Source organism: Flavobacterium dankookense, assembly GCF_004362665.1.
Classification (GTDB): Bacteria; Bacteroidota; Bacteroidia; order Flavobacteriales; family Flavobacteriaceae; genus Flavobacterium; species Flavobacterium dankookense.
This window is the reverse complement of the sequence record NZ_SNXR01000015.1, coordinates 48,556-72,741: the sequence shown is the minus strand read 5'-3', so window position 1 is coordinate 72,741 and position 24,186 is coordinate 48,556. Positions and strand designations below refer to the sequence as shown.

Here is a 24,186-nt window from a genome sequence, read left to right as displayed (position 1 = left end):
AACAATATGATAGACGCTTTAATACCTTTAATTTCATTAATTGCACTCGAAGTAATCCTAGGAATTGATAACATCATTTTTATTTCCATTCTTGCTGATAAATTGCCCGAAAGTCAGAGAAATAAATTGCGATTTTGGGGAATTGGATTGGCTATGGTAATGCGATTGGCTTTACTTGCTTTCATTTCATGGATTTTAAAATTAGATAAAACACTATTTTCGTTATTCGAAATTGACTTCACTGGAAAAGGAATTATTTTAATACTTGGTGGTTTATTTTTAATATATAAAAGTACCAAAGAGATTTATCACAAAACAGAAATTGCCAATTCACATGAAAATGAGCTACCAAAAAAAGGAAGTTTTAAAAAACTTTTAGGCGAAGTTATTCTACTGGATTTAGTTTTCTCAGTTGATTCTATTATTACAGCTGTAGGAATGGTCGATGAACTTTGGGTGATGTACACTGCAGTAATTGTTACCGTTATTATTATGTTATTTGCCTCTAAACCTATCAGCGAATTCATTTCAAAACATCCATCGTTTAAAATATTAGCACTTTGTTTTCTGATGATGATTGGAGTTTCGCTTATTGCTGAAGGCTTTCACTTTGAAATACCTAAAGGATATATCTATTTTTCAATGGCATTTGCCTTTTTGGTAGATGTTATTCAAATGAAAACGATGCCGAATAAAACAAAAAAATAGTTAATATCATGCAAAATATACTTTCAAATATCACAATCACTGTAAATCCTAAATTATTTGTCAAAAACCCTGAAACATCGGATTTAGGAAAAAAAATCATTAGCCAGAGCATTATTTTAATCAACGAAATTGGCTTTGAAGATTTTACATTTAAAAAGCTTGGCGAAAAAATTGGTTCCAACGAAAGTTCTATTTATCGTTATTTTGAAAGTAAACACAAATTATTACTATATTTATGTTCATGGTATTGGGCATGGATGGAATACCGAATGCTTTTTTCAATCACAAATATTAGTGATCCATTGGAAAAGTTAAAAAGAGCAATCACTATAGTTACTGAAAAAATTGATGATGACACTCAAACACTACATATTAACGAAGCGGTTTTGAACCAAATTATAATTGCAGAATTCACCAAAACACTATTAACTAAAGAGGTTGATGAAGAAAACAAAGAAGGTTTCTTTTTAGTATATAAAAGTGTAATCAATAGATTAATCTCAATTATTGAAGAAGTAAATCCAAACTATTCTTTTTCAAAAAGTTTAGCTTCGTCTATTGTTGAAGGTTCGTTGCACCAACATTTTTTAAAAGACCATTTAAAAACGATAACCAATTGCAATGAAAATAATTCTCCAACTGATTTTTACATTGAACTTGCCTACAAAACATTAAAGAAATAAAGATGAAATTAACTGCCGTACAAAGAACAATCAATCTATTAAAACTGGATAAAAAAGACATTATCCAAGTTATTTTCTACGCCATTTTTGCCGGATTAGTGAGTTTATCTCTTCCACTTGGAATACAAGCAATTATTAATTTAATCCAATCTGGACGCGTTAGTATTTCGTGGATTGTCTTGGTTTTTATTGTAATTATTGGTGTTGCATTAGCCGGAATATTATCGTTAATGCAACTCCGAATTACTGAAAATTTACAACAAAAAATCTTCGTTCGTTCATCTTTTGAATTTGGTGTTAGACTTCCTAAAATAAAGTCAGAAGAATTATACGACGAATATCCACCAGAATTGGCCAATCGCTTTTTTGACACTTTGACCATTCAAAAAGGAATTTCTAAATTATTGATTGATTTTTCAACAGCAATACTTCAAATTCTATTTGGAATTATATTGCTATCATTTTACCATTCCTTTTTTATATTATTTGGTTTTTTCCTAATTATTTTACTTTATATTATTTTCAAGTTCTCTTTTAACTCAGGATTATCAAGTAGTTTAAAAGAATCCAAATACAAGTATAAAGTTGTAAGTTGGCTACAAGAAATCGCTCGAAATAACTTCAGTTTTAAGAAAGCAACCAATTTTGACTTTGCATTAAGTAAAAACAATCATTTGGTTTCAGAATATATTAATTACAGAGAAAAACACTTTAATGTAATCAAAAGACAATACACACAACTTATCATTTTCAAAATTATAATTACTGCAGGATTACTATTCATTGGTGGTTATTTAGTTTTAAATCAAAAAATGAATATTGGACAATTCGTAGCAGCCGAAATCATTATTTTATTGGTTATCAATTCAGTAGAAAAAATAATTATTGGATTAGAAACACTTTATGATGTATTAACAGCGGTGGAAAAAATTGGTCAAATTACCGATTTAGAAATTGAGGAATCATCAACATCGAATGCTGATTTTTGCTACACCAACATTCAATTGGCAACTGAAAACATGAGTTACAAATTTCCCGATTCAACTGATTTTGTTTTAGAAAAAATTAATTTAACGATAGAACAATCCGAAAAAATATATCTTGACGGCTTAAATGGTTCTGGAAAAACCACACTTATTCGAGTACTTTCGGGATTATTACAACCAACATCGGGTTCGTTTTATATAAACGACGATACCTATAGAAAAATTGACTTAACTCATTTCCGTTCACAAATTAGCACCATTATGAACGGCGAAACACCATTTGAAGGAACAATTCAAGAAAACATCACTTTCAATAATCCATTAATAACTCAAGAAAATATAAAATGGGCAGTTGATAGCGTAAAGTTGGGCGATTTTATAAAATCGTTACCTAATGGACTTGATACTAAAATTTCTCCCGAAGGAAAACAACTTTCTTCATCAAACGCCCAAAAAATATTAGTTGCAAGAAGCATCATTAGCAAACCAAAAATTCTTTTCTATGAGGATGTACTTGACAAAATGGATGCCGATGCTGCAAACGACATCATCAATTTTATTACTTCCGATAAAAATAAATGGACATTAATAGTAACTTCTAAAAATGAAAATTGGAAAGCTAAATGCAATAGAGTTATAAAAATGAGCGAAGGAAAAATCATCAACGATATTAAAATCTAATCAACATGCTTAACATTTCAAATAACAACAAAATCAATGAAAATATTGAAAAGTACAGCACTTATAAAAACCTAAGTGAACGACCTCATTATAAAATTTTGAACAAAATTATTATTAGAGTTTCGCTGCTTGCATTAGTATTTTTGTTTTTACCATGGACACAAAATATTTCGGGAACTGGTGCAGTTACAACTTTAAAACCCGATCAACGTCCACAAACCATTCATACTGCAATAGCTGGAAGAATTGAAAAGTGGTATGTAAAAGAAGGCGATTTTGTTAAAAAAGGAGATACAATTCTTTTCATTTCAGAAACAAAAGAGGAATATCTTGACCCAAATTTAGTACAAAACACCGAAAGCCAACTCAAAGCAAAAGAAATGGCACAACAATCATATGGTGGAAAAGTAACTACTTTATCATCACAAATAGTAGCTATTCAGAATGAAAGAAACTTAAAACTTGAACAAGCAAGAAACAAAATCCGACAGTCTATTCTAAAAGTAAAAAGTGACAGCATGGATCTAATTGCTGTAAAAACACAAGTAAGAATTGCTAATACACAATTCAACCGTTCTTCAACTCTCGAAAAAGAAGGACTTAAAGCAGTAGTAGATGTCGAAGAAAAAAGACTAAAACTTCAAGATGTTGAAGCCAAAATAATAACACAAGAAAATAAATTATTAACCAGCAAAAACGAATTGATTAATGCTAAGGTAGAAATCAACAGAATAATAGCAGAGTATAACGAAAAAGAACAAAAAGCACGAAGTGATCAATACACAGCATTGAGTAACCAATTTGACACAGAAGCACAAGTAAATAAACTGAAAAATCAATACAGTAATTATAAAATCCGTAACGGAATGTACTACATAAAAGCACCACAAAGTGGCTATGTAAACCGTGCATTACAATCAGGAATTGGAGAAACTATAAAAGAAGGCACACAAATCGTAAGTATTATGCCTTCAAAATATGACATTGCAGTAGAAACCTATGTTAATCCAACCGATTTACCGTTAATCCACAAAGGCGAAAAAGTTAGGATTTGGTTCGACGGTTGGCCAACCATTGTCTTTTCCGGCTGGCCAAATATGTCCTATGGAACTTTTGGAGGAAAAATCGTAGCCGTTGAAAACTTCATCAGTTCAAATGGAAAATTTCGAGTACTAATTGCACCCGATGAAAGTGAAGAAGCTTGGCCAAAACAAGTTAGTATTGGATCTGGTGCACAAACACTTGCATTATTAGACAACGTTCCAATTTGGTTTGAAATTTGGCGAACCTTGAACGGATTTCCACCAAATTATTATCAACCCAAAGGAGAAACCACAACAGAGAAAAAATAATTTTTTTTAGAAACGAATGGCTTGCGCATTTATGCTATCCATGTTCCTGCTCTCGTCAGTCGCTTTAACTTATTTAATCAATAAGTTAAGAGCTCCAACAATGACGAGATCAGGGTTAAAACACAATCAAAAGGCAACAAAATATGAATTTAAAATCACTCATACTCTTACTATTCTCAACTTGGGTTGTTGCACAAGAAAACAACCTTCAAGAACTCACTTTCAATGAATATTTAGGTTACGTAAAAAAATACCATCCGTTAGTAAAAAGCGCAGGTTTAGAAATCAATCAAGCACAAGCTAATTTAATGATGGCACGCGGTGGATTTGATCCAAAAATCGAAGTTGATTTTGAACAAAAAAAATTCAAAGACAGCGAATATTATTCGATATTGAACAGTAGTTTTAAAATTCCAACTTGGTACGGAATAGAAGTAAAAGCCGGATTTGACAACAACGAAGGCATTTATCTAAATCCAGAAAACACCGTTCCAAACCAAGGTTTAACATCCTTCGGAATTTCAGTTCCAATAGGACAAGGTTTGTTCATCAATCAACGAATGGCCGACTTGAGAAAAGCCAAAATACAACTAAACCTCAGTCAAGCCGAAAGAAATTTAATGGCAGTTGCTGTACTTTATGATGCATCTGTTGCCTATTTCAATTGGAAAAGAAACTACAATGAAGTTAAACTATATGAAAACTATTTATCCAATGCTCAAATTCGTTTTAATGGAGTTTCAAGATTAATAAAAGAAGGTGATAAACCTGCTATTGATAGCGTTGAAGCTGGAATAATTGTTAGAAATCGCAAATTGAGTTTAGAAGAATCAAAACTTAAACTTACAAAGTCCAAATTGGAGTTAGCAAATTTTCTTTGGTTAGAAAACAATGTTCCGTTAGAATTACAAGAAAATATCATACCCGAAGAAAAGCTTGAATTAACCATTAGAGAAACACTTCGAACAAACGAATTGATGATGACACCTTCGTTGGAAAACCATCCAAAAATCAATGCTTTGGAAAACAAAATACAGATGCTCGATGTAGAAAGAAAATTAAAAGCCAACATGCTTTTGCCCAAAATTGACTTAGGTTATTCCTATCTTTCCGAACCAAGCTATATTGACAATTATCGTTTTCAAGATTATAAAGTTGGTGTTAATTTTGCGTTTCCTATTTTTCTTCGAAAAGAACGTGGGAGTTTAAAATTAGCTAAATTAAAACTGCAAAATGCGCAATTCGATTTGGATTTGGAACGTGTTCAACTGAAAAATAAAATCAATGCTCAACAAGCAGAAATCACTTCATTAGAAAAACAAAAAAACTATATTGATGAATTGGTAACTGACTACAGTACAATGCTCAACTCCGAAGAAAGACTTTTTTCATTTGGCGAAAGCTCAATTTTTTTGATTAATAGTCGCGAAAATAATTTGGTTTCAGCACAACTATCACAGCTTTCCATCGAAAATAAATTTTTTGAATCCAATGCTTCGTTGTTCAAAATCATGGCTAATCCGGAATAATGATTAAAAATAACTACTTTTGCACACTGAAAAATTAGAAAAATGATTATTCCAAAAACCTCAGAAGAGATTGAATTAATGCGCAAAAGTGCTTTATTGGTTTCTAAAACCTTAGGTATGATTGCTACTGAAATAAAAGAAGGTGTTACTACTTTAGAACTCGATAAAAAAGCCGAAGAATTTATTAGAGACAACGGTGGAATTCCAGGATTTCTTGGACTATATGGTTGTCCGTCAACATTGTTAACTAGCGTTAATGAGCAAGTTGTTCATGGTCTGCCAACCAATCGTCCAATTGAAGATGGCGATGTTGTTTCGGTAGATTGTGGTGTTTTGATGAATGAATTTTATGGCGACCACGCTTATACTTTTGAAATTGGAAACGTTGCTCCAGAAACCAAAAAGTTGTTAGAAGTAACCAAAGAAAGTCTCTATATCGGAATTCGTGAATTTAAAGCTGGAAATCGTGTAGAAGATGTTGGAAATGCTATTCAAAAATACACCGAAAGTTTTGGCTATGGTGTTGTTCGTGAGTTGGTTGGTCACGGATTAGGAAAAAAAATGCACGAAGGTCCAGAAATGCCGAACTACGGAAAACGCGGTCGCGGAAAACTATTTATCGAAGGAATGGTTGTTGCTATCGAACCGATGATTAATATGGGAACCAAAAACATCAAAACACTAAAAGATAACTGGACGATTGTTACTGCCGACAAAAAACCAAGCGCGCATTTTGAACATAATGTAGCTTTAGTCAATGGAAAACCCGAATTGCTTTCTACATTTCAATATATTTATGATGTTTTGGGAATAAAATCTGAGGAAGAAAATGAGTTTAGAAAAAATCCATTGGTGTTATAATTTATTACACAGAGTTTCTCAGAGAAAACACAGAGTTTCACAAAGAAATGGAAATAAACGAATTAACATATAAAGTCATTGGTTTAGCCATAGAAGTTCATAAAGAACTTGGTCCAGGTTTATTAGAATCTGCTTATCAAGAATGTCTTTTTTATGAGTTAAAAAATGCTGGACTAAAAGTAGAAAAAGAAAAAGCGTTACCCGTAATTTACAAAGACATAAAGCTTGACCATGGATATCGTATAGATTTATTGATTGAAAACAAATTGGTCATCGAAATTAAAACTGTTGAAAATTTTACTGATGTACATTTTGCTCAAATACTAACCTATTTAAAACTAGGAAATCATCCGATTGGTTTACTAATGAATTTTCACAGTAAAATTTTAAAAAACAATATAAAAAGATTTATAAACAACACTTAAAATCTTTGCGAAACTCTGTGTTTTCTCTGAGAAACTCCGTGAAATAACTATGAAAAAAGCATTCAAATTTATATTAAATACTATTCCTCGTCCGATATTAATCCGATTGAGTATTGTAGTTCGTCCGATTTTGGCATTTTTGTTAAAAGGAAATCGTTTTACTGATCCAATTGACGGTAAAAGTTTTCGAATGTTTTTGCCTTATGGCTATGGAACACAAAGAAACAATGTATTGTCGCCAAGTACTTTATCCTTAGAAAGACATCGCTTACTTTGGTTGTATCTTCAAAATGAAACTGATTTTTTTACTTCAAAAGAAAAGAAAAAGGTTTTACATTTTGCTCCTGAACAAGAATTTTACAAAAGGTTCAAAAAGCAAACTAATATTGAATATACAACAACCGATTTACTTTCGCCGTTGGCAGATGTAAAAGCAGATATTTGTAATTTACCTTTTGAAGACAACAGTTATGATATTATTTTTTGCAATCACGTTTTAGAACATATTCCTGATGATACTAAAGCGATGCAAGAGTTATATCGTGTTTTAAAACCTGGTGGAATGGGTATTTTTCAAATTCCGCAGGATTTATCAAGAGCAACAACTTTTTCGGATGATAGCATTGTTGACCAAAAAGAACGTGCTAAAATTTTCGGGCAATACGATCACGTTCGCGTTTATGGACGAGATTATTTTGATAAACTGAGAAGTATCGGTTTTAAAGTTGTCGAAGAAGATTATACTAATAAAATTTCGGCTGATTTAGTAGAAAAATGCTGTTTGGCTAAAGGAGAAATAATTCCAGTTTGTTTTAAATAAAAAGTAAAAAAACCACGTCAAGTTAAACAAGACGTGGTTTTTTAATTATAAATCAACCTTTTATTTTGCTTCTGGCATTAAAATTCCAATTACTTTATCTTTCGATAAATATTTAGCTGCTACATCTTGAATATCTTTAGCTGTAACTTCTTTCACTTTATCCGAAGCCGTTAGAATTTCTTCTGGACTAGAACCATTCATAAACGAACGAGTAAAATTAGTCATCCAATAACGGTTTTCTTTGATTTTCTTTTTGTAATCCAAAGCTTCTGCTTCTTTGTATTTGTTTACATCTTTTTCTTCTGGACCGTTTTTGATGATTTTATCCAATTCAGCCAAAGCAGATGCTATTAATTTCTCAGCATTTTCTGGTCCACAAGGGAAACTAATGTTGAAATTATACGAACCATAAGGAACTTTTGACATACTTCCACGAGCATTTACTCCATAAACACCACTTTCGTTTTCTCTTAATTCTTCAACCAATTTGATAGTTAAAACTTCTCCAAGTGCTGTCATGGCAACAGCTTCTTTTGCAGAATAAGGTGCATCGCCATAGAACATAATGGTTACATTACTTTTTGGATCTTTTCCTTTATTCACTACTTTTTTGATATCGCCTTTTAAGAATCTATATCCTAAATCTTTTGCCGTTTCTTTTGTTCCGTTTGATGGTAATGAAGCTATATACTTTTTGGCAAATTCTTCCATTTTTGCATCATCAACATTTCCTACGAAGAAAAATTCAAAATCACCAGCATTAGAAAAACGTTCTTTAAATTTATTGTAAGCTAACTTATAATCCGTTTCATTCCATTTTTCAGCTGTTGGTACTATTCCGTTCCATCTTGGATTTTCTTTATTCAAATAAGTATAAAACTCTTGTTGGAAATAGAAATTAGGTTGTGAAATCATGTTCTCGAAAAAGTTAGATTGCTTTTGCTTGTAACCTTCAAAAGCATCGGCATCAAAATTTAAATCGGTAAAATAGGCATGAATCATTTGGAAAGCATATTCTAAATCTTTTGGAGTTGTGCTTCCTCTGAAACCTTCTGTAGTATTGCTTATAAATGGATAAACAGAAGCAATTTTTCCTGCCATAAATTTATCAATATCATTTTGTTTTAATCCAGAAAAACCTGCTTCTGTCAAACCGCCGTTAGCGAACTGCGTTTTCTTCATTTCATCATTAGAATACAAATTTGAACCTCCAAAACTGATGGCTTCTAACATGATTTCGTCATTTTTGAAATCGGTTTTCTTGTACGTTACTTTTGCTCCATTAGATAAAGTTAAAGTTGTTGCGCCAATTTTATCATTGGTTTCTTTTTTTGAAATGCTTCCTTCTTTTACAGTATTTCTAATCAAACTCGAAGCTACTGCTTTATCTTCATACGGTTTTAAATCGTTTGAATTAACTTTTAAAGCATCTAAAACTTCCGCTTCAGTTACTTTTTTCAAACCTTCTTTTTCTGGCGATGTGATTACAATTACTCTATTGTCATCTTTAATAAAATCCTTTATCAAACCATTAACTTGCGTTAAATTAATTGTTGGTAAGATTTTTTGAATCGTTGCATATTCCCATTCAATTCCGGACATTGGCATTCCTTCCAAGAAATTAGACTGACATTCCCAAACAAAATTCTCCGATTCTGTTTTGTCTTTATCTTTAAATTGACTTTCAACTCTGGATAAAATTTCATTTTTAGCTCTTTCAAATTCACCAGCTGTAAATCCAAATTTCTTCACTCTTTCGTTTTCAGAAACTAAGACTTTCAACGCTTCAATTTGTTTTTTCTCATCAATCATTGCAAACGACTGAAAAGCTTCTTTTTCTCTAGCAAAAGTTCCACCGTGATACGTATAACCATAAGTGAATGGTGGCGTTGGAGAATTCGTTAATTCGTTTAAACGGTTATTCAACATCGTTGAAAATAAACCTTCCGCCAATCTGTTTTTATAATCGCCAATTGTTTTGATTTTTTTCGGCGAACCGTAATCTTTATAAAGTAATTGGATTTGCGTTTGAGCTGCTTCTTTATCACTTTCTATTGAAACAAAGGTTTCTTTGTGATTTGGAACTTCAAATGCTTTTCTTGGTTTTTCATTCTTAGGATTTTGATATTTTTCGAAATGGTCTTTGATTTTTTTCTCCATTTCAGCCACATCAATATCTCCAACAACAATTACACTCATCAAATTTGGTCGATACCAATCTTTGTAAAAACTTGTTACTTTATCATAGGTAAAGTTTTCAAGAATTTCTTTTTTACCAATTGGGAGACGATTAGCATATTGAGAATTGTACATCATTTTTGGAATGTATCTATCTTGCATTCTTTTGTCTGCTCCAAGTCCAAGACGATATTCTTCTAAAACAACTCCTCTTTCTTTGTCGATTTCTTCAGGAGTTAGATTAGCGTTAAAAGCCCAATCTTCAATAATTTGAAAACCTTTCTCAACTTTTTCAGGACTATCCGAAGGAATTGGAAGGAAATAAACGGTTTCGTCAAAACTAGTGTAAGCATTCAAATGCTGACCAAATTTTACACCAATACTTTGTAAATAATCTACCAATTGATTTTTTGGAAATCTTTTGGTTCCGTTGAAACACATGTGTTCCATGAAATGCGCTAAACCTTGTTGGTCATCGTTTTCTAAAATGGAACCTGCATTGATAATCAATCGTAAATCGACTTTGTTTTCAGGTTTTGCATTCTTTTTAATGTAGTAGGTTAAACCATTTTTTAATGTTCCTTTTTTGACACTTTTGTCAAAAGGAATTACATCAGTTTCTTTTAATTGCTGAGCAAAAACTGATGCTGAAGCAAATAAAAAAAGAAAAAGAGACTTGAAATTTTTCTTCATAAGATTATAAATTAGTTAAGTTTAAAAATATTATAACGGATAAATATTACATTTATTGCAAGTGTAGGAAAATATTTTTTTTGTTCGATTTTATTTAACTGTATTTTAGCAATCAAAATAGAACAATAAACTACGGCATAATTTGTGTAGCAAAAATTAGTATATTTACAAATAGAAATTTTAAACCTATGATCAAGAAGCATATTTTATTATTAACTACAATTTTACTTTCAGGAAATCTTTTTGCTCAAATAGAGAAAGAAATTCCGCCACCATACAATATTAAAACCATCACTTTTGTTCAAAACGAGCAAAACATGATTCCTATTTTTCGGCTTGGAGATAGTTTTCAATTTCAATTTGATGACTTATTCGGAACTGAAGCCAATTATTTTTACACCATTACCCATTGTGATTATGACTGGAAACCGTCACAATTATCAAAAAATGAATATCTAAATGGATTTGATGATCAACGAATTCAAGATTACACCAATTCATTGACTACACTTCAACTTTATTCCCATTATCGGTTAACTTTTCCAAATCGATTTACACAATTTAGAGTAAGTGGAAATTATGTTATCAAAATTTTAAATGATGATAAAGAAGTTGTTTTTTCTAGAAAATTTATTTTATTTGAAGACTTAGTTACGGTTCCAATGCAAGTAAAAAGACCAAGAAATTTATCTGTAATAAATCAAAAACACAACATTGAATTTAGCATTAAATCAGCAACAATTAATTTTCAAAGTCCGTTGCAAAACGTGAAAGTAATGCTGATGCAAAATGGAAAATTTGATAATGCTATTACCAATATAAAACCGCAATTTACTATCGGCAATGATTTAATTTACAGATATGATTCTGAAACTCAATTTTGGGCAGGAAATGAATTTCTTTTCTTTGAAAACAAAGACATTCGAGCTGCCAATAATAACATTGCAGGAATAGATACAAATGGAGGTGTTTACAATTCACATTTATATACTAGTCAAGCAAGAGCAAATGTTCCTTATACCTTTTTTCCAGATATTAATGGAAATTTTATAATCAAAAACATTAATGCGGAACGAAACGAGATTGAAGCCGATTATGCATGGGTTTTCTTTACACTTTCTGCTCCAAATTATTTTGGAAAAAAATCAATTTATGTTAATGGAATGTTCAATAATTTCGCAATCAACGACGAAACCAAGATGGATTATAATGCAGAAAAAGGCGTTTATGAAAAAGCGATTATGATAAAACAAGGATTCACTAATTTTCAATATGTGATTTCCGACTCGTCTGGTAAAATTGATGAAGAAAATGCTATCGATGGCAACTTTCATCAAACAGAAAATAATTATTTTGCATTAGTCTACTACAAAGAAAACAACCAAAGATACGATAGAATTATCGGGAAAGGATTGGCAAATTCAATTGACGCAACCTATTAAAAATTAACGTTAAAATAGCATTGAGAATTGTATTTTTTGTAAATTTGACATCGTTATACAATTTTCTATATGGTTACTCAAATAACACGAGGTATAAAAATTTCAGTCACTACTAGTTTTGAAGGCACGTACTTCAAAAACTATAAGATTCATTTTGCCTTCAGTTATGAAATTACGATTGAAAACCATAGTAAAGACTCAGTACAATTAATAACTCGTCATTGGGAAATTTTTGATTCTCTAAACAACCTTGAAGTTGTTGATGGTGAAGGCGTAATTGGCAAAAAACCAGTGCTAAAACCTGGAGAATCCCATACTTATAATTCGGGTTGTTTACTCTCGTCGCCATTTGGAGCAATGCGAGGTCATTTTAATATGGTCAACTTCACTTCTACTCGAAATTTTAAAGTAATTGTGCCAACATTTAAGTTAAGCGCACCATTTGCATTGAATTAATTTCTACTTGATAATAATTCAAAAAAACCTTTGTACTTTTGTTTAAAATTAAGTAATTCTCAATTTTTAAGCTATCTAATTATAAAATAGTTCAATAATCTTAAAACCTCTATTATGTTAAAAGGATTTTTTCACGTGCCAAAAGCAGTCAACGAACCCGTAAAATCATATGCTCCAAATTCGCCCGAAAAAGCAAAAGTTTTGGAAGCTTATAAAAAAATGTGGAACGAAACCATTGATGTTCCAAGTTATATTGGAAGTGAAGAAATTCGAACCGGAAATACAAGAAACATGACTGCGCCACATGATCATCAGCATGTTGTTGGAACCTATCATTTGGTTGAAAAAAGTCACGTTGAAAAAGCAATTGCCAACTGTTTAGAAAACAGAACAAAATGGGCAAACATGGCTTGGGAACAACGCGCTGCTATTTTCTTAAAAGCCGCTGAGTTAATTGCTGGACCTTATCGTGCACGAATTAATGCTGCAACAATGATTGCGCAATCAAAGACAATATTTCAAGCCGAAATTGATGCTTCTTGTGAATTAATCGATTTTTTGAGATACAATGTTGAATTCATGACGCAAATTTATAACGACCAACCAACTTCGGTTTCCGATATTTGGAATCGTGTTGAATATCGTCCATTAGAAGGTTTTGTGTATGCTGTAACACCTTTTAATTTTACTGCAATCGCTGCTAATTTGCCAGCAAGTGCAGCAATGATGGGAAATGTAGTTTTATGGAAACCAAGTGATAGTCAAGTGTTTTCGGCAAAAGTAATTATTGATATTTTCAAAGAAGCAGGTTTACCCGATGGCGTAATTAATGTTGTTTTTGGTGATGCCGCAATGATCTCTGATACTGCTTTTGCAAGTCCTGATTTTGCAGGAATTCATTACACTGGATCTACTTTTATTTTTAAAGAAATTTGGAAAAAAATTGGTAACAATATTCACAACTACAAAACTTATCCTAGAATAGTTGGTGAAACTGGAGGAAAAGATTTTATTCTTGCTCATCCATCGGCTAATGTAAAACAAGTAGTAACTGGAATTGTTCGTGGTGCTTTCGAATTCCAAGGACAAAAATGTTCGGCTGCATCAAGAGCATACATTCCGCAAAGTTTATGGAATGATGTAAAATCAAAACTACTTTCCGATTTACAATCTTTAAAAATGGGTTCGCCTGAAGATTTTGGAAATTTTATAACCGCTGTAATTCACGAAGCTTCTTTTGACAAACTAGCAAGTTACATCGACCAAGCGAAAAAAGATGCTGATGCGGAGATTATCGCTGGTGGAAATTATGATAAATCCAAAGGATATTTTATTGAACCAACTGTTATTGTTACAACAAATCCAAAATATGCTACTATGGAAACAGAACTTTTTGGTCCTGTAATTACCATTTATGTATATGAAGATTCAAAATGGCACGAAACACTGCAATTAGTTGATGGAACTTCTGAATATGCACTTACTGGAGCTGTTTTTAGCCAAGATAGATACGCCATTGAAGAAGCGACTGTTGCTTTACAAAACTGTGCTGGAAATTTCTACATCAACGACAAACCAACTGGAGCTGTTGTTGGAATGCAACCTTTTGGTGGCGCAAGAGCTTCGGGAACAAACGATAAAGCAGGTTCAATGCAAAATTTATTGCGTTGGGTTTCACCTAGAACAATTAAAGAAACATTTGTAACACCAGAAGATTATCGTTATCCATTTTTGGGAGAATAATACCTATTTTTTTTAAAAACAAATCAAAAAGTTCAAGTGAAAGCTTGGACTTTTTTTATTTGCATAAATAAGGTGTTTAGTTCAAAATTACATATTTGTAGAAAAAATTCTATTCCAAAAAAAAAAAAAGCTACAAAAAATTATTTAATCAAAATATAAATTTGAATACTCATTTACGAATTGAGGTTATTTAATTAATCTAAATTGTTGATCTAAAAAAGGGTTTTCTGCTTTGTTATGGGAGTTTAATATAAGTTTTTACTGATGCTTATAAGGTAATTGGAAATTTGTCTGTCACAGAATACTATAATTTATTAAAATTTTGTTAGATAATAATTCTAATACCATCTAAAACTTATCAAATCAATGCATAAAAAGTCGTTCTTAAAAATATTCAGTAGCTACGAATTGCGAGATATATCCATTACTCAAAGAAAAAAATGGTTGTAGGAAAGAAAGTTTGTTTACCGAATTAAACAAAAAAATAATTTATTAACAATTCAACTTATCAAAATGAGAAAAATGATTTTGGGGCTTTGTCTCCTAGGTGTTGTGTACACAGCAGAAGCAAGAAGAACTGTAAACACTTGTAAAACAAGCATTAACTTTCTAGGAATTGTAAAAGTATGGACAGGAAGTATTGATGTCTATGACTTCGATGCTAATGGACAAGAGGTTTTAGTTTCTTCAACTCCTTGTGGTAAAAACAATGGTTCATGGGATTGGTTCTGGGAATAATGAACTAATCATTATATTTTCAGGGTTTATGACCCTGAAAATATTTAATAAAAAAATTAATTAATGAAAAAAATAATCTTATTTCTATTTTTAATAAACGTATCATTTTCAATAAGTCAAGTTAAAGAAATAATTATCAAGTCATCAATAAACAATGAAGGCCTACATAATGTTCTCTTGTATAGTGAAAACAAATTGATTGGAGCCACAAACACTTATGGAAAAGTAAAAATTGATATTACTAACTTAAATTCTATTCAACTTGTAAAAGAGGATTATTATGATTTATCACTATCTAAAGGAGATATTTCAGATGTTATTTTTTTAGATTTCATCCAAACTATTGAATTAAATGAAGTTAGAATACAAAATTTGAGCAACAAACAAATTTTAGAAAAAATCGAATATAATTTAACAAAAAACCAACAGATATATTCCAATTCGCTAAAAACACAATACTATAATTTATTGCTAGTTGAAAAAGACACTTTACATTACTTAAACAACAGATTAATTTGGAAAATGAACGATGGCAGATATATTAATCTTCAGAATAAAATTATTAAAAATTTTAAAGAAGCTAAAAACACATTAACATACAATGTTCGAGACAAGAATGTTTCTTTTTGGATTCCTATTAATTCAAGAATGAGAAGTATTTATTTTCAGAAAGATTTTCCAGAAATTTTAAAAAACAAAGAAGATTATTATTTCAACATAATAAACGACAGTGTATTTCACAAAATTATATTTAAAAGTAAGAAAAAAAGAAAATTTAGCTACGAAGGTTATATAATTGTTGATAAAGATGATTTTGGCATCTATGAACTTCAAATGAATTTAACTAAAAATAAATCTAACACTGTAGACTGTTTGATTGTTGATGATAAAGCTCAACAATCATACTTCATTGAAAATGAGACATTATTCTATTCATTTAAAAAAAATGATTTAAAATATGAATTAGTAACATCAAAATACGATTTAATTTTCACACAAACAAAAGGTAATTTTAAAGGTAATAAATTCACAAACAAATTTAGGATTGAAAGCACGTCAGATTTCTGCGACAATAATGCAATAAAGTTTGATCTAAACAATTATGAAAAATTATAAAAATATTCTTAAATTATTATTTATGTTTGTATCACTATTTATTGTATATCAAACATTTATACTACATATATCAGGGAGCAAAATACCTGATTTTTCATATAAAAACATCAATAACAAAATCGTAAGAGTTTCATCTTTACCAAGATTAAAAACATTAATAGTTTTTTTTTCAACTGATTGCGATTATTGTACGGATGCAATAAGTGAAATTAAAAAAATATCAATAAAAAGAAAAGATGTCAATTATTTATTTGTCACAGAAGAAAAAGATTTGACTTCTGTTTCTACTTTCGTAAAAAAGAATAAACTTAATGAAATTACTCCATATATTTTAATCGACTACAACAAGAATTTTCAGAAAGACTTTGGTTTAGGTTTTAGCATGTCAATTCCCACAATATTGCATTATGACAAAAATGGTAATTTTGTTAAGGAAATAATAGATTATGATGAATTGAAAACTATATGAGATATAAATTTTATAGTCCTTTGCATTTTTTTTAAACATAAATAATTCTGACTTCCCTTTGATAAAATTTCTTCTTAGTAGAAAGTTTACAGCTGTTAAAGTAGCAACAGGCAAATGTATTGAATCGATATATAATAAACTGTTTTAATCTTTAATTTGAACTAAATTTCAGTTTAGCAACTATAGCAAATCAAAGAGTTCAAGCCGAAACTTGAACTTTTTTTATTTTTTAAATTGTAGATTTTTTGTATATTCGAACATCAAAAAAACAACCTATGAAGACAAAAATTACGCTACTCCTTTTCGTTCTTTATTCCATTTTCACTTTTGGACAAGACAAATCGTATGATTTATTGAAAAACAAATCAGAAACAAAAATCATCTATGACAAAGTTTTCGGAATTTCAAATGCAACCGAATTAAAAAAAGTAGGTATAACTTCAACTTATTTTTTTCAAGTTTATCATGAAATGCAACGGGCTGATTTTTTAAATCGTTTACCAAAACTGGAAACTTTAAAAGAAGTTGCAAATTTAGGTTTTGCTCAAAATCAAGTTCCATTGAGTATTTTAATTGCTGATTTTGATAAAATTAGTCAAAAAAGCCTAACTAATGGTGATTTGGTTTTAAATGCTAATCAACAGTTTGAAGCAAAGCAAAATGCTAATGCTATTTTCGATACACATTCAGTAAATTTAATGTCGGCTTTGCTCTCAAAATCAAACAGTAAAGCAGTAAGCTTTATTCTCAAAGATGAATTGATTTTCAACACTACATCAAGAAAAATTAAAAGTATTGGGCTTCAATACAATGGTCATAATGATTGGAAAACAATACAAAGTAATATTCCATTTCAAATTAATTTTAATCAAATTGGAAAACAAACAGTCTCTTGCAAAATTCAATTTACTGATGGAAAATCAATCATTCAATCATTTGATATTGAAGTTTTTGACAAGAAAAATTTAGTCGCAAACAGAAATAGTTCAACAGCATTTTCTCCAAATATTGTATCAGAAATAACAGCAACCATTCCTTATCAAGGTTATGGAGAAAGTCAAAGTTTTTTTGGACAAGGCGAATATGAAGTTTTCCTCGACACTGTTGATGGAATTTTAGACAAACCAATTTTCCTAGTAGATGGTTTTGATCCTGGAGATACTCGTGATATTGCAACTCTTTATTCCTCTTTAAATTATGGTTCAAACCAAAACCTTGCTGATTATTTAAGAACAGAAGGTTATGACATTGTGCTTTTAAATTTTCCAACTTATACTCGAACAAATACCGCAACTGTTGTTGATGGTGGCGTTGATTTTATTCAAAGAAATGCATTTATTTTAGTGGAGTTAATCAATCAAATTAATGCTCAAAAAGTTGGCAATCAAAAAAACGTCGTTATTGGACCGAGTATGGGTGGATTGATTTCTAGATATGCTCTACGCTATATGGAAATGAATAATTTAAATCATGATACGCGTTTATATATTTCGTTTGACTCGCCACATCAAGGTGCCAATGTTCCGATAGGTTTTCAACATCTTTTCAATTACATGGCTTATGGACCATTAGGAATAGCTGCTGTTCAACCTGTTGTTGATGGTTTGATAAAAAGTCCAGCAGCAAGACAAATGCTAATTGACCATTTTGAAGGACATCTACAGCCTAATAGTGCTTTTGAATTTAACACTGCTTCAGCTTCATTAGTTCCAACTGGAGCTCCAAATTTTAGAACTGCTTTTCAAAATGAATTAAATACAATGGGATTTCCAACAACAGTTAGAAATGTAACTATTTCAAATGGAGCCAGTAATGGAGCTATGAATTACACTCCAAATTTTGAAGTAATGAACTATACCTTCAATGTTAGCTCAACACAAAGAGCTATCTTAAATCTCAGATTTACTCCTGCAGCAAATCAAACGAATCAGGTGAGCAGATTGCAAGGTCAACAATATTTGGTTTTCTTCTGGTTTACTGGTTTCGAAAGTTTAGCCAATTCAAAAGCTCCAACATTTACTGATGGTTTAGACTCTGCTCCTGGTGGAAGATTTGATATGACTGGATTTGAAGAAGGACTTGGAACCGATCCGTTGTTAACTGAGTTTTTCAATAATTTAAATGCAGACTATTTCACCTTTATTCCAACTTGGAGTTCGATGGCAATATCGAGTACTAATAATTTATATTCACCTGTAGATTCAAATTCGGTTACACCTTTTGTTGCTTCTTCAATACCAACAGTAAATGAAAATCATGTGACTTTAAACGAAAACAATGTAACTTTCGCCATTAATGAAATTTTAAATGGTGAGTTAGCAACTAATGAAATTGCATTTGAAAGTTTATGGATAAAAAACCCAGTTGTTAATTCCATAGAAATTAATACATCGTATGCAATTGAAAACGCGAATATTAAAGTTGTGGATTTACTAGGAAAAACCATCTACAACACAAAACACAATATTATAAATGGAGTTTTAGAAATTCCGATATCATTAAATAAAGGTGTTTATTTAATAACTATTTCAAATGAAAAAGGAAGTATTACGAAGAAGATTATAAAATCATAAACTAAAAAGTCTCCGTAATTGGAGACTTTTTTTTTATACTTTAAACTTTAACGGCAAATGAACAACTTTCTTAGTTTCGAAAAATTCATCCGAGAAAAACTCTGAAATGTTGTATTCCGTTGCTTTTGGAAAATCCTTTAATTCTTCGGATAAATCGCCGCCTTTTAAATATAGAATTCCATTTTTTAGCTCGTGCTTATTTTGTTTTTTTATTTTGTCTTTAACCCAAGAATAAAAATCGGGCATGTTGGTTACGGCACGACTTACAATAAAATCAAAATCACCTTTGACATTTTCGGCACGAAGTTGTTCGGCTTTTACATTTTTAAGTTCCAATGCTTCTGCAACGGCTTTAACCACATTTATCTTTTTCAGAATTACATCAATCAAATAAAATCGAGTTTCTGGAAATAAAATCGCCAACGGAATTCCAGGAAAACCACCACCAGTTCCAACATCTAGCACATAAGTTCCAGGTTCAAACGGCTGAATTTTTGCAATTGCCAACGAATGTAAAACGTGCTTGGTATATAATTCGTCAATATCTTTTCTAGAAATTACATTGATTTTAGTATTCCAATCTTGATATAATGCCTCAAGTTTTTGAAATTGTTGCTTTTGTAAATCCGTTAGATTTGGAAATTGTTTTAAAATTTCTTCCATAAAATGCTACTTTTTGACAAAAGTAATCAATTTGCAAATGTTATTTTTTAAATAATTAACACTTGTGCAATCTGATTAATATTTATATTTGTCAAAATTATTATTACCACATGAATACAACAATGCCAACTTTCTCTAAACAAGATAGTTTGAAGTTCTTTAGAACATTAAATTCTCGAGTTAATGCTTACTTCAAAGAGAATAAAATTGAAAAAACCGGAAACTGGAAGTTACACTTAAAAACTATCATTTTATTTACCGTTTTTCTAACTCCTTATTTTTTAATCATCACACTTACCGATATGCCTTTTTGGCTGTTTTTATTGTTATCAATAGTAACAGGAATTGGGATGGCAGGAATTGGAATGAATGTAATGCACGACGGAAATCACGGTTCCTATTCCAACAAATCTTGGATAAATAAAATCATGGGTGGAAGCATTTATATTTTAGCTGGAAATGTTTATAACTGGCAAGTACAACATAATGTTTTACATCACACTTATACAAACATCCATGGTCATGATGAAGATTTAGATGCTGGTCGAGTAATTCGTTTTACTCAAGAAGCAGAATGGAGACGTTTTCACAAATTTCAACATTATTATTCGGTTTTCCTTTATGGTTTATTGACTTTCAATTGGGCAATTACAACCGATTTCAAACAGATGAAAGCCTATTTAGGAAGAAAATTATCTTATGGTGAAGCTAAAAGTCCAAAGATTTTATGGACGACTTTAATAATTACTAAAATTATTTATTTCTCTATTTGGCTAGCTATTCCAATGATTTTAGGAATCGTTTGGTGGCAAGTTCTAATCGGATTTTTTGTAATGCATTATACTGCTGGTCTAATTTTAAGTATTGTATTTCAATTGGCACACGTTGTTGATGAAACTACAAATCCTGTTCCGAATGAAGAAGGCGAAATGGAAAACACTTGGGCAATTCACCAATTGTATACAACGGCCAATTTTGCTCCAAAAAACAAAATTGTAAATTGGTTCACAGGTGGACTAAACCATCAAATAGAACACCATATTTTTCCAAATATCAGTCATGTTCATTACGGTAAAATTGCAGAAATTGTAAAAGAAACTGCTAAAGAATGTAATCTTCCTTACCACGAATTCAAAACCATGAGAAGTGCTGTCATAGCTCATTTCAAACATCTGAGAGATTTGGGACAAAAACCTTTGCTTTCAGCATAAAAAATTAATTCTAAAGACGTATTTTTGTACGTCTTTTTTATTTACAACAATTTTACAGCACACAACACACAACTATGGAAAACCATTTATCAAACAGAATTAACAATTTATCTACATCACAAACACTTGCTATGGCTGCTTTGGCAAGAGAATTAAAAGCACAAGGAAAAGATATTATCAGTTTAAGTTTGGGAGAACCAGATTTCAACACTCCAGATTTTATCAAAGAAGCTGCAAAAAAAGCCATCGACGAAAACTACTCAACCTATTCTCCTGTTGATGGATACATGGAATTGAAAGAAGCCATTTGCAGAAAATTCAAAAGAGACAACAATTTAGATTATAAACCAGCAAACATAGTAGTTTCTACTGGTGCAAAACAATCATTATACAACGTTGCTCAAGTGATGTTAAATGATGGAGACGAAGTAATTCTTCCTGCTCCATATTGGGTTTCCTATTCAGAAATTATTAAAATGTCAGGCGGAATTCCTGTTGAAGTTCCAACCTCAATCGAAAATGATTTCAAAATCACACCACAACAATTAGAAGCAGCAATCACACCAAAAACTAAAATGATTTGGTACAGTTCGCCTTGTAATCCAAGTGGTTCTGTTTATTCTCGTGAAGAATTTACAGCCATTGCCGAAGTATTAAAAAAATACCCAAACATCTTTATCGTAGCAGACGAAATCTACGAACACATCAATTTTTCGGGAACATTTTGCAGCATCGCATCCATTCCAGGAATGTTTGAAAGAACGATTACCGTAAACGGAGTTGCCAAAGCTTTCGCCATGACAGGTTGGAGAATTGGTTACATTGGCGCACCAGAATTCATTGCCAAAGCTTGTACAAAAATGCAAGGCCAAGTAACCTCTGGAGCCAATTCTATTGCACAAAGAGCTACAATTACAGCAGTCGATGCAGATCCAAGCGTACTAAACGAAATGGTTGCAGCTTTCAAAAGCCGTCGCGATTTAGTCGTTGGATTAATCAAAGAAATTCCGGGATTAAAAATCAATACTCCAGAAGGCGCATTTTATGTTTTCCCAGACGTTTCTTCGTTCTTCGGAAAAACATTACGCGGCACTTTAATCAACAATGCCGATGATTTCTCAATGTATTTACTTTCAGAAGCCAACGTTGCAACGGTAACAGGTGACGCTTTTGGAAACCCAAATTGCATCCGTTTTTCTTATGCAACCAGCGAAGAATTACTTACTGAGGCAATGAAAAGAATTGCAGCAGTTTTAGCATAAAGAAATAATTTTCATAAAAAAACCATTAAGGTATTAAGTTTCATTAAGTGTAAAACCTTAATTTTCTTAATACCTTAATGTTTTAAAGTAATATTAAAATGGCAAAAATACTATTATTAGGTTCAGGCGAACTAGGAAAAGAATTTGTAATCGCAGCACAACGCATCGGGCAAACCATAATCGCAGTTGACAATTACGAAAATGCTCCAGCAATGCAAGTCGCACATGGTTTCGATGTAATCAACATGCTTGATGGTTCAGAATTAGATCGAATTATAGCCAAACACCAACCCGATTTCATCGTTCCAGAAATTGAAGCCATAAGAACCGAACGTTTTTACGATTACGAAAAACAAGGAATTACCGTAGTTCCATCTGCGAAAGCTGCAAATTTCACCATGAACAGAAAAGCAATCCGCGATTTGGCTGCCAAAGAACTCGGATTGAAAACAGCCAATTACAGATACGCAACCTCAGCATCAGAATTACAAAAAGCAGTTGAAGAAGTTGGAATTCCGTGTGTGGTAAAACCATTAATGAGTTCGTCTGGAAAAGGCCAATCAACTATAAAATCTCAAGAAGACATAGAAAAAGCATGGAATTATGCAGTCGAAGGTTCGCGTGGTGATGTAGTTGAAGTAATTGTAGAAGCGTTTGTAAATTTCAATTCAGAAATCACATTATTAACCGTAACTCAAAATAATAATCCAACATTATTCTGCGCTCCAATTGGTCACCGTCAAGAACGTGGTGATTATCAAGAAAGTTGGCAACCAGCACGAATTTCCGACAAAGATTTATTTGAAGCTCAAGACATGGCCGAAAAAGTTACTGAAGCACTTGGTGGCGCAGGACTTTTTGGTGTAGAATTTTTCTTGGCTGATGATGGCGTTTATTTCTCAGAATTATCACCAAGACCACACGATACCGGAATGGTTACACTTGCAGGAACACAAAACTTCAACGAATTTGAATTGCATCTTCGTGCGATTTTAAGCTTACCAATATTCGAAATTACATTAGAAAAAAATGGAGCAAGTGCAGTAATTTTAGCTTCAGAGAATTCTACAAATCCAACATTTTCTGGACTAGAAAAAATTGCTGCTTTACCAAAAACTGATTTTCGTATCTTTGGAAAACCAACTTCAAGACCATATCGAAGAATGGGAGTTTCATTAGTAAATTACACTTTAGAAACTCCTATTGAAGAAATAGTTGAGAAAGCGAAAAGTGCAGCAAAATTAATTACTATAAAATATTAAAATAGATAAACATGAAATCAATTGTAAGCTTATTATTTATCCTAACGTTTAGTTTAGGATTTGCACAAGACAAAAAAGAAACAACAAAAACTCAAATTGTAGAAGCATCTTGCGGACAATGCCAGTTTGGAATGAAATCTAAAAGTGGCTGCGATTTAGCCGTTAGAATGGACGGAAAAAGCTATTTCGTTGAAGGAACAGACATCAACAAACATGGCGATGCTCATGCCGAAGACGGATTTTGCTCAGCTATTCGTCAAGCGGAAGTTGTTGGAGAAGTAAAAGACAACAAATTTGTTGTTTCTCATTTTAAATTACTTCCTCAAAAGAAATAA

General features: G+C 31.5%; 21 protein-coding genes. 19 read left to right on the top strand and 2 right to left on the bottom strand.

What is annotated here, in order from left to right; translation table 11 throughout:
* Window positions 1–6: 6 nt before the first annotated feature.
* The 8 genes from BC748_RS10590 (at window position 7) to BC748_RS10555 (ending at window position 8,045) form a co-directional block, all read left to right on the top strand.
* A complete protein-coding gene (locus tag BC748_RS10590; RefSeq protein ID WP_133533471.1) occupies window positions 7–708 on the top strand; it encodes a TerC family protein in 702 nt (233 codons plus the stop codon).
* An 8-nt stretch (window positions 709–716) separates the two neighbouring features.
* Entirely contained in the window at window positions 717–1,391 is a 675-nt protein-coding gene (locus BC748_RS10585; protein ID WP_133533470.1) for a TetR/AcrR family transcriptional regulator, read from the top strand.
* A 2-nt stretch (window positions 1,392–1,393) separates the two neighbouring features.
* Complete coding sequence (locus BC748_RS10580; RefSeq protein WP_133533469.1) at window positions 1,394–3,058, top strand: peptidase domain-containing ABC transporter; 1,665 nt, start codon at window positions 1,394–1,396, stop codon at window positions 3,056–3,058.
* A gap of 5 nt (window positions 3,059–3,063) precedes the next feature.
* Window positions 3,064–4,410, top strand: coding sequence for an HlyD family secretion protein (locus BC748_RS10575; RefSeq protein WP_133533468.1), 1,347 nt, complete (start codon window positions 3,064–3,066; stop codon window positions 4,408–4,410).
* A gap of 143 nt (window positions 4,411–4,553) precedes the next feature.
* Window positions 4,554–5,939 carry a TolC family protein gene (locus tag BC748_RS10570; protein WP_133533467.1) on the top strand — a complete coding sequence of 462 codons (1,386 nt, stop codon included), beginning with the start codon at window positions 4,554–4,556 and terminating at the stop codon, window positions 5,937–5,939.
* Between the two features lie 42 nt (window positions 5,940–5,981).
* Entirely contained in the window at window positions 5,982–6,800 is an 819-nt protein-coding gene (gene map, locus BC748_RS10565; protein WP_133533466.1) for a type I methionyl aminopeptidase, read from the top strand.
* A 47-nt stretch (window positions 6,801–6,847) separates the two neighbouring features.
* Entirely contained in the window at window positions 6,848–7,225 is a 378-nt protein-coding gene (locus tag BC748_RS10560) for a GxxExxY protein (RefSeq protein WP_133533465.1), read from the top strand.
* Window positions 7,226–7,274: 49 nt separating this feature from the next.
* On the top strand, window positions 7,275–8,045 hold the full coding sequence (locus BC748_RS10555) for a class I SAM-dependent methyltransferase (protein ID WP_133533464.1): 771 nt from the start codon (window positions 7,275–7,277) through the stop codon (window positions 8,043–8,045).
* Between the two features lie 60 nt (window positions 8,046–8,105).
* On the opposite strand, the gene BC748_RS10550 is transcribed toward BC748_RS10555, so the two are convergent.
* Entirely contained in the window at window positions 8,106–10,916 is a 2,811-nt protein-coding gene (locus tag BC748_RS10550) for a M16 family metallopeptidase (RefSeq protein ID WP_133533463.1), read from the bottom strand.
* Between the two features lie 188 nt (window positions 10,917–11,104).
* On the opposite strand from BC748_RS10550, the gene BC748_RS10545 reads away from it, so the two are divergent.
* The 7 genes from BC748_RS10545 to BC748_RS10515 all read left to right on the top strand — a co-directional run bounded on the left by BC748_RS10545 (window position 11,105) and on the right by BC748_RS10515 (window position 19,453).
* Window positions 11,105–12,358 (top strand): type IX secretion system plug protein, encoded by a 1,254-nt coding sequence (locus tag BC748_RS10545; RefSeq protein WP_133533462.1) that lies wholly within the window; start codon window positions 11,105–11,107, stop codon window positions 12,356–12,358.
* Window positions 12,359–12,427: 69 nt separating this feature from the next.
* Window positions 12,428–12,814: a Co2+/Mg2+ efflux protein ApaG gene (gene apaG / locus BC748_RS10540; protein WP_133533461.1), complete on the top strand. Its 387-nt coding sequence runs from the start codon at window positions 12,428–12,430 to the stop codon at window positions 12,812–12,814.
* Between the two features lie 114 nt (window positions 12,815–12,928).
* Window positions 12,929–14,557 (top strand): L-glutamate gamma-semialdehyde dehydrogenase, encoded by a 1,629-nt coding sequence (gene pruA / locus BC748_RS10535; protein WP_133533460.1) that lies wholly within the window; start codon window positions 12,929–12,931, stop codon window positions 14,555–14,557.
* A 522-nt stretch (window positions 14,558–15,079) separates the two neighbouring features.
* Window positions 15,080–15,295: a hypothetical protein gene (locus tag BC748_RS10530; protein WP_162846447.1), complete on the top strand. Its 216-nt coding sequence runs from the start codon at window positions 15,080–15,082 to the stop codon at window positions 15,293–15,295.
* 63 nt (window positions 15,296–15,358) lie between these two features.
* A complete protein-coding gene (locus BC748_RS10525) occupies window positions 15,359–16,411 on the top strand; it encodes a hypothetical protein (RefSeq protein WP_133533458.1) in 1,053 nt (350 codons plus the stop codon).
* A 22-nt stretch (window positions 16,412–16,433) separates the two neighbouring features.
* Window positions 16,434–16,880: a TlpA family protein disulfide reductase gene (locus BC748_RS10520; protein WP_162846446.1), complete on the top strand. Its 447-nt coding sequence runs from the start codon at window positions 16,434–16,436 to the stop codon at window positions 16,878–16,880.
* Between the two features lie 275 nt (window positions 16,881–17,155).
* Window positions 17,156–19,453 (top strand): T9SS type A sorting domain-containing protein, encoded by a 2,298-nt coding sequence (locus tag BC748_RS10515; RefSeq protein ID WP_133533456.1) that lies wholly within the window; start codon window positions 17,156–17,158, stop codon window positions 19,451–19,453.
* A 33-nt stretch (window positions 19,454–19,486) separates the two neighbouring features.
* Here the strand turns inward: BC748_RS10515 and rsmG are convergent, their stop codons facing one another.
* Window positions 19,487–20,116: a 16S rRNA (guanine(527)-N(7))-methyltransferase RsmG gene (rsmG, locus tag BC748_RS10510; protein WP_133533455.1), complete on the bottom strand. Its 630-nt coding sequence runs from the start codon at window positions 20,114–20,116 to the stop codon at window positions 19,487–19,489.
* A 110-nt stretch (window positions 20,117–20,226) separates the two neighbouring features.
* On the opposite strand from rsmG, the gene BC748_RS10505 reads away from it, so the two are divergent.
* The 4 genes from BC748_RS10505 (at window position 20,227) to BC748_RS10490 (ending at window position 24,186) form a co-directional block, all read left to right on the top strand.
* On the top strand, window positions 20,227–21,327 hold the full coding sequence (locus tag BC748_RS10505; protein WP_133533454.1) for a fatty acid desaturase family protein: 1,101 nt from the start codon (window positions 20,227–20,229) through the stop codon (window positions 21,325–21,327).
* 74 nt (window positions 21,328–21,401) lie between these two features.
* Window positions 21,402–22,589, top strand: a complete 1,188-nt coding sequence (locus BC748_RS10500) for a pyridoxal phosphate-dependent aminotransferase (protein ID WP_133533453.1) — start codon at window positions 21,402–21,404, stop codon at window positions 22,587–22,589.
* A gap of 98 nt (window positions 22,590–22,687) precedes the next feature.
* Entirely contained in the window at window positions 22,688–23,851 is a 1,164-nt protein-coding gene (gene purT, locus BC748_RS10495) for a formate-dependent phosphoribosylglycinamide formyltransferase (protein WP_133533452.1), read from the top strand.
* Between the two features lie 11 nt (window positions 23,852–23,862).
* Window positions 23,863–24,186: a DUF6370 family protein gene (locus tag BC748_RS10490; protein WP_133533451.1), complete on the top strand. Its 324-nt coding sequence runs from the start codon at window positions 23,863–23,865 to the stop codon at window positions 24,184–24,186.

What these genes read in the sequence shown, in the direction of transcription:
- BC748_RS10585 (WP_133533470.1), top strand. Translation starts at nt 717, where the DNA reads ATGCAAAATATACTTTCAAATATCACAATCACTGTAAATCCTAAATTA.
- BC748_RS10560 (WP_133533465.1), top strand. Translation starts at nt 6,848, where the DNA reads ATGGAAATAAACGAATTAACATATAAAGTCATTGGTTTAGCCATAGAA.
- BC748_RS10555 (WP_133533464.1), top strand. Translation starts at nt 7,275, where the DNA reads ATGAAAAAAGCATTCAAATTTATATTAAATACTATTCCTCGTCCGATA.
- map (WP_133533466.1), top strand. Translation starts at nt 5,982, where the DNA reads ATGATTATTCCAAAAACCTCAGAAGAGATTGAATTAATGCGCAAAAGT.
- BC748_RS10515 (WP_133533456.1), top strand. Translation starts at nt 17,156, where the DNA reads ATGAAGACAAAAATTACGCTACTCCTTTTCGTTCTTTATTCCATTTTC.
- BC748_RS10580 (WP_133533469.1), top strand. Translation starts at nt 1,394, where the DNA reads ATGAAATTAACTGCCGTACAAAGAACAATCAATCTATTAAAACTGGAT.
- purT (WP_133533452.1), top strand. Translation starts at nt 22,688, where the DNA reads ATGGCAAAAATACTATTATTAGGTTCAGGCGAACTAGGAAAAGAATTT.
- BC748_RS10500 (WP_133533453.1), top strand. Translation starts at nt 21,402, where the DNA reads ATGGAAAACCATTTATCAAACAGAATTAACAATTTATCTACATCACAA.
- BC748_RS10505 (WP_133533454.1), top strand. Translation starts at nt 20,227, where the DNA reads ATGAATACAACAATGCCAACTTTCTCTAAACAAGATAGTTTGAAGTTC.
- BC748_RS10545 (WP_133533462.1), top strand. Translation starts at nt 11,105, where the DNA reads ATGATCAAGAAGCATATTTTATTATTAACTACAATTTTACTTTCAGGA.
- BC748_RS10570 (WP_133533467.1), top strand. Translation starts at nt 4,554, where the DNA reads ATGAATTTAAAATCACTCATACTCTTACTATTCTCAACTTGGGTTGTT.
- apaG (WP_133533461.1), top strand. Translation starts at nt 12,428, where the DNA reads ATGGTTACTCAAATAACACGAGGTATAAAAATTTCAGTCACTACTAGT.
- BC748_RS10575 (WP_133533468.1), top strand. Translation starts at nt 3,064, where the DNA reads ATGCTTAACATTTCAAATAACAACAAAATCAATGAAAATATTGAAAAG.
- pruA (WP_133533460.1), top strand. Translation starts at nt 12,929, where the DNA reads ATGTTAAAAGGATTTTTTCACGTGCCAAAAGCAGTCAACGAACCCGTA.
- BC748_RS10550 (WP_133533463.1), bottom strand. Translation starts at nt 10,916, where the DNA reads ATGAAGAAAAATTTCAAGTCTCTTTTTCTTTTTTTATTTGCTTCAGCA.
- BC748_RS10525 (WP_133533458.1), top strand. Translation starts at nt 15,359, where the DNA reads ATGAAAAAAATAATCTTATTTCTATTTTTAATAAACGTATCATTTTCA.
- BC748_RS10490 (WP_133533451.1), top strand. Translation starts at nt 23,863, where the DNA reads ATGAAATCAATTGTAAGCTTATTATTTATCCTAACGTTTAGTTTAGGA.
- BC748_RS10520 (WP_162846446.1), top strand. Translation starts at nt 16,434, where the DNA reads ATGTTTGTATCACTATTTATTGTATATCAAACATTTATACTACATATA.
- rsmG (WP_133533455.1), bottom strand. Translation starts at nt 20,116, where the DNA reads ATGGAAGAAATTTTAAAACAATTTCCAAATCTAACGGATTTACAAAAG.
- BC748_RS10530 (WP_162846447.1), top strand. Translation starts at nt 15,080, where the DNA reads ATGATTTTGGGGCTTTGTCTCCTAGGTGTTGTGTACACAGCAGAAGCA.
- BC748_RS10590 (WP_133533471.1), top strand. Translation starts at nt 7, where the DNA reads ATGATAGACGCTTTAATACCTTTAATTTCATTAATTGCACTCGAAGTA.